General features: G+C 36.6%; 3 protein-coding genes. All 3 read right to left on the bottom strand.

Features of this window, described 5'->3' with window-relative positions; all coding sequences use genetic code 11:
• Nucleotides 1-138: 138 nt before the first annotated feature.
• A complete protein-coding gene (locus WYK_RS23825) occupies nt 139-591 on the bottom strand; it encodes an IS3 family transposase (protein WP_081704794.1) in 453 nt (150 codons plus the stop codon).
• Entirely contained in the window at nt 542-880 is a 339-nt protein-coding gene (locus tag WYK_RS26275; protein ID WP_412760490.1) for an IS3 family transposase, read from the bottom strand. Before WYK_RS26275 ends, WYK_RS23825 begins: the two co-directional genes overlap by 50 nt.
• Before the next feature lie 435 nt (nt 881-1,315).
• On the bottom strand, nt 1,316-1,629 hold a 314-nt coding region (locus WYK_RS06210), incomplete at its 5' end, for a GNAT family N-acetyltransferase (protein WP_040373695.1).

The following is a 1,629-nucleotide window of genomic DNA, read 5'->3' as shown; positions in this document are numbered from 1 at the left end:
ATATGATTTTTTTATCTTTTCCCTTCTAATCTTGTGAACAAGGGTATTTTTTCTTGATTGAATGGATGATTAGTGTAAAAATCATCCATTCAAAAGGCCGCCAATTGTGTAGTGACCCCTAAAAGTTAGAGTTTTATATTACGCAGCCAATTGGTTGGTGTGAAGACGGTATTGAACCGGACTCATACCTGCCAATTTCTGTTTAATCCGTTGGTTATTATAATAATGAATGTAGGACTCGATATCTCGTTTCAGTTCCTCATATGTGCGAAGTGATTCTCCATAATACATTTCTTGCTTTAATAATCCGAAGAAGTTCTCCATAGGCGAGTTATCTAAGCAGTTCCCCTTTCGGGACATGCTTTGGAACACTTTATGTTCTTTCAATGTTTGGACCCATTTTCTATGCTGATAATGCCAGCCTTGATCTGAATGGATGGTCGTTCGGTATCTTGCCTCTTTTACTACTCGAAGAGTTTCCTTCAAAGGCTTCATCACGAATTCGAGTGTCGGATGCATATTCATCCCATACGAAAGGATTTCACCATTTATACATATCCATAATCGGACTGAGGTAGAGTTTACCTCCATCCGCACACTTAAATTCTGTAATGTCGGTGGTGAGTTTTTGATAGGGATTAGGGGTTTTGAACCGGCGATGGATTCTGTTCTTCGCTAATTTGCCGATCGTTCCTTTGTATGAACTAAATCGACGTGATATCCGAATGAACTTATCCCCCTTCAGCCCTAGCTTTCTCATGATGCGTTGCACTTTCTTATGGTTCACTAGGAGCCCTAGGTTCTTTAATGCTATATGAATCCGGCGATAGCCATAGTTTCCATTATGCTCATCAAAATGGAGTGTATCGTTTCTTCCAATTCTTGATGAGGATTTTTTTGTTTCATTTTTTTTACATGATAATGATAAGAGGATTCCGGAATACCGACGACCTGAAGTACATCCTTCAGACGGTATTCTTCTTTGAGTTCGAATGATAGCGCTGCTTGTGCTTTTCTTGATAGCCTTCCGGATTCATCTGAAAAGCTCTCAACTTTTTTAGGTACTCAACCTCCAAACGGAGAAGTCTGCCCCGATAGTTGAAAAAGGGTATTTTTTCATTTGAATTTGAATGTATGATTATACTAAGAATCATACATTCAAAAAGGCTTATTAATTGGTTCCTCTTATCACTCTAACGCAGCTGTTTGGGAGAAATATTTCAATCCTATTGAGTAATTAATTTTAATTTAGGTCTTATTCCAAATTAAAAGAGCCACCATTTCAATGGTGGCTCTTTTAATTTAACAAGAATTTTCAGGAAATTCTCCAATAGTATAACTCTTCTGTTTCTTTATACATTTCTGCTCCTGTTTTTTCTAATACTCTGTGCGATGCAATATTGTCTTTTTCGGTATCTGCAATAATGGACATTACGTCAGGCTGATTTAACAACCAATATTTAATATTAACGATAGTTTCAGTCATATAACCATTTCCTTGATATCGAGGAATAGTATAATAACCAATTACTACTTCACCATTTTTATTCGGAAGACCTTTTAACATGATCCCACCAACACAACAATTTGTATCTTTTAACACGATTAACCAGTTTGTATACCATATAT

Origin of the sequence: Peribacillus psychrosaccharolyticus ATCC 23296 (genome assembly GCF_000305495.1) — a bacterium.
Classification (GTDB): Bacteria; Bacillota; Bacilli; order Bacillales; family DSM-1321; genus Peribacillus; species Peribacillus psychrosaccharolyticus.
This window is presented reverse-complemented; position numbering and strand designations above follow the sequence as displayed.

Coding starts and splice junctions, on each gene's coding strand:
- WYK_RS23825 (WP_081704794.1), bottom strand. CDS start 591: ATGGAGGTAAACTCTACCTCAGTCCGATTATGGATATGTATAAATGGT.